Genomic DNA, 4,234 nt, shown 5'->3' with positions numbered 1-4,234 from the left:
TTCATGCTCGGCGTCGTCGCGCTGCAGCGGCAGGCGGCGTTGCCGGGCGCCGTGGAATGGACATGCGGTGCGTTCGTGCTGGCTGCGCTGGCGGGCGCCGGCGTGTGGCGTGCGCACAGGCAGGCGCATACGCGTGCGATGACGGCATTCGGCTGGTCGCTGTGCGCCGCCGCCGCTTGTGTCGCGGGGTTCGGGTACGCGGCGGTGCGCGCCGAATGGCGGCTGCGCGATGCGCTGTCGGCCGAGTGGGAAGGGCGCGAGATTACGGTCACGGGCGTTGTGAAAGGGTTGCCCGCAGTCGACGATACCGGCGCGCGGTTCCTGTTCGCGGTCGAATCCAACGATGCCGGCATCGCGCATTTCCCGCCGGTTATCAGGTTGTCGACGCGGACGTATGGCGCGCGTGCGGCAGCGGCGATGCCGGACGTGCGCGCCGCACAGCGATGGCGGCTGACGGTGCGGTTGAAGCGGCCGCATGGCGAAGCGAATCCCGGTGTGCGCGACAGCGAGGCGGCATGGCTCGGCGCGGGTATTCGCGCGCTCGGTTATGTAACGCGGTTTGAGCGGGCGGAATTGCTCGAAGCACGGGCGCGCGGCGCACAGGCCGCAATCGACCGGCGCCGCGATGCGTTGCGCGAACGCATCGGCGTGGCGCTGGCGCCCGATGCGCGCCATCTCGGCATCGTCGCTGCGCTCGCGATCGGCGATCAATCCGCGATCGGCGCCGACGACTGGCGCATCCTGCGCCATACCGGCACCGGTCATCTCGTCGCGATCTCGGGGTTGCATATCAGCCTTGTCGGCGGCCTCGCCGGCTGGGTGACGGCGGCTTGCTGGCGCCGGATCCGCTGGCGAGGCGGCGCGGCGGCGCTCGTCGTGCCTGCGCCCTGCATTGCCGTGCCGGGCGCGTTGCTCGCCGCATTGGGCTACGCAGCGCTCGCCGGCTTCAACGTGCCTGCGCAGCGGGCGTGGTGGATGATCGCGACAGCTGGCGTCGCCTATCTGGCCGGACGCAGCGTGCCGACGTCGTCCGTGCTGTGCGCCGCGCTCGGCGGCGTACTGCTGGCCGACCCCTGGGCGGTATTGTCGGCGGGCTTCTGGCTGTCGTTCGGCGCGGTGGCGGTGATCCTGCTCGCCGCATCGGGATGGCGCGCCGCGCGGCATGATGACGCAGGGCCGGCCGACGGCGGCCGGACCGCATGGCTGCGCGCGCTCGGCCGACGTGCCGCGCATCGCGTCACGGACGCCGCACGGGCGCAATATGCGGTCACGATCGGTCTTGCGCCGCTGACGGCCGCGTGGTTCGCGCAGATTCCCGTCGCGGGGCCGCTCGCCAACGCGTTCGCGATTCCCTGGATCAGTAGCGTGGTGACGCCTGTCGTGCTCGCCGGAATCGTGCTGCCGGCGCCACTCGACATGCATGCGTTCAGGCTTGCCCACGCGCTGCTCGGGCCGATGCTGGCCGCGCTCGCATGGCTCGCGGATTGGCCGCGGAGCGTATTCTGGCTGCCGATGCCGGACTGGCCCGTGCTGGTGCTCGCCTGCACGGGGGTGGCCTGGGCGCTGATGCCGCGCGGCTGGCCGCTGCGTTGGGCCGCGCCGCTCACGTGGCTGCCGCTCGTCGCGCCCGCGCCGGATGTGCCGCCGCCAGGCGGTTTCAGGCTGACGGCGCTCGACATCGGGCAGGGCACGTCGGTGCTGATCCAGACCGCGGGCCGCACGCTGCTGTACGACACCGGGCCCGGGCCGGAATCCACTCATGCCGGCGAGCGGATCGTCGCGCCGTTCCTGCGCTCGCGCGGGATCCGGGCGCTTGACATGCTGGTGCTGAGCCATGCGGACGCCGACCATGCGGGTGGTGCCGAGGCGGTCTATGCGGGCGTCGAGGTGCGCCGGCTGCTGGCGGGCATCCCCGCCGGCCACCGGTTGTGGCGCGCGGCCCGGGCGGCAGGCGTCGTCGACCGCCTGCCATGTGCGGCCGGGCAGCGCTGGGCGTGGGACGGCGTGACGTTCACCGTGCTTTGGCCGCAAGGCGGCCCCGGTGCAGGGCCGTCGAATGCACAGTCGTGCGTGCTGCGCGTCGAAGCCGGCGGCACCGCGGCACTCCTGACGGGCGATATCGATGCGCGCAGCGAACGCCGGCTCGTCGAGGCGGGCCGCGGCGCGCTGGCCGCGCAGATCCTGGTCGTACCGCATCATGGCAGCCGGACGTCGTCGACCGAGCCTTTCCTCGATTCGGTCGGGCCGCGCGTCGCGCTATTTCAGGTAGGCTATGGCAATCGTTTCGGGCATCCGCATCGGACCGTCCTCGCGCGCTACGAAGCGCGCGGGATTTCGCTGCCGCGCTCCGATCGCGACGGCGCCGTGCGGATCGACGTCGCGCCGGCCGGCGGCACGTTCGCGCTCGAACGTCACCGCGACGCGCATCGCCGCTACTGGATGGGGCGGTAATGCGCAAGCGGGCATATCAAGGATCAGGGGAGGCAGCGGCGCGTGAAGGACATCATCCATTTTTCGCATGCGAACGGCTTTCCGGCGTCGACATACCGGACCATCTTCGCCGAGCTGGCCGACGACTACGATCTGCGCTTCATCGAGCGGATCGGGCATGACCGGCGCTATCCGGTCACGCGTGACTGGCCGCATCTCGTCGACCAGTTGCTCGACGACATCGGCGGCCGCTACGAGCGGCCGGTATGGCTGGTTGGTCACTCGCTCGGCGGCTATCTGTCGTTGATGGCCGCGCTGAAAAAGCCGCAATGGGTGCGCGGCGTCGTGATGCTGGATTCGCCGATCATCGCGGGCTGGCGCAGCGGCGCGCTGCGCGCGAGCCAGTGGGCGGGGCTCGACGAGCGGCTGTCGCCCGCCGCGGCGACGCGCAATCGCCGCACGCACTGGGCGAATCGCGACGACGCATGGCGGCACTTCCACGAAAAGCCGGCGTTCGCGCGCTGGGACGAGCGGATGCTGGCCGATTACATCGATTACGGCATTCCACAGGCGTCCGCCGATGGCGAGCGCGCGCTCGCGTTCGACCGGCAGGTCGAGTACCTGATCTACCGAACCTTGCCGCACACGCTCGGCCCGCGGCTGGCGCACGGCGCACCGGTGCCGCTCGGCTTCCTGGCGGGCACGCGCTCGCGCGAGGTGCGGCAGGTCGGGCTCGACGCGACGCGCCGGGCGACGCGCGGGCGAATCGAGTGGCTCGAAGGCAGCCACCTGTTTCCGATGGAGCGGCCGCTCGAGACGGCGCGCGCATTGCAGCGCATGCTGAATGCGCTGCGTGCGGAGGAGGCCGTCGTGCCGCTGGCGAGGCGTGCCTGACCGGGCGGCCGGCCAGCGATACGGTCGGCGGGTCGTGCCTGAGCCATCGTGTCAGGGCGTGACCATCCGGGCGCGTGGGGCGATCGGTCGCGCCCCGGCGCCTGCCGCGGAGGTCGCGGCCCGGCCCGGGCCAGGTCGCCCGAGGCTGCCCGGCAACACGGCTTCAAGCGGCTGCGCGCAACGGGCGGCGCGCGGCTTGAAAGGGCGCGATCAGCGCGTCATCGGTACGTCATTTGCTGAGAGAAGCACGGGCTTTACGGTATAATCCGTTTTTCCCGCGAGCATTCAGCGATGACCAAATATGTTTTCGTCACCGGCGGCGTAGTTTCTTCCCTCGGCAAGGGTATTGCCGCCGCCTCCCTCGCCGCGATCCTCGAGTCGCGCGGTCTCAAAGTCACCCTCCTCAAACTCGATCCGTACATCAACGTCGATCCCGGCACGATGAGCCCGTTCCAGCACGGCGAAGTGTTCGTGACGGAAGACGGCGCGGAAACCGACCTCGACCTCGGCCACTATGAGCGCTTCATCAGCACGAAGATGCGCAAGGCCAACAACTTCACGACCGGCCAGATCTACGAATCGGTGATCCGCAAGGAGCGCCGCGGCGATTATCTCGGCAAGACCGTGCAGGTCATTCCGCACATCACGAACGAGATCCAGGCATTCGTCGAGCGCGGCGCGGCATCGGCCACCTGCGGCGAGCCGGACGTGGCGATCGTCGAGATCGGCGGCACGGTCGGTGACATCGAGTCGCTGCCGTTCCTCGAGGCGGCGCGTCAGATGAGCCTGCGCCTCGGCCGCAACAGCGCGTGCTTCGTGCACCTGACGCTCGTGCCGTACGTCGCGACGGCGGGCGAGCTGAAGACCAAGCCGACCCAGCACAGCGTGCAGAAACTGCGCGAGATCGGCA

The 4,234-nt window shown here is 70.4% G+C and carries 3 protein-coding genes; all 3 read left to right on the top strand.

Annotated features, from left to right (window positions below):
* Nucleotides 1-2,451 (top strand): DNA internalization-related competence protein ComEC/Rec2 (locus KH616_RS22170; protein ID WP_292251358.1); only part of this gene is annotated, 2,451 nt, incomplete at its 5' end.
* Between the two features lie 42 nt (nucleotides 2,452-2,493).
* Nucleotides 2,494-3,324: an alpha/beta hydrolase gene (locus KH616_RS22165; RefSeq protein WP_292251356.1), complete on the top strand. Its 831-nt coding sequence runs from the start codon at nucleotides 2,494-2,496 to the stop codon at nucleotides 3,322-3,324.
* Nucleotides 3,325-3,615: 291 nt separating this feature from the next.
* The coding region (locus KH616_RS22160; protein ID WP_292251355.1) for a CTP synthase at nucleotides 3,616-4,234 on the top strand (619 nt) is incomplete at its 3' end.

The sequence above is a fragment of the Burkholderia sp. genome (assembly GCF_018375725.1).
Lineage (GTDB): Bacteria > Pseudomonadota > Gammaproteobacteria > Burkholderiales > Burkholderiaceae > Burkholderia.
Note: the sequence above shows the minus strand (reverse complement) of the source record. Positions and strands in the feature narration are given on the sequence as shown.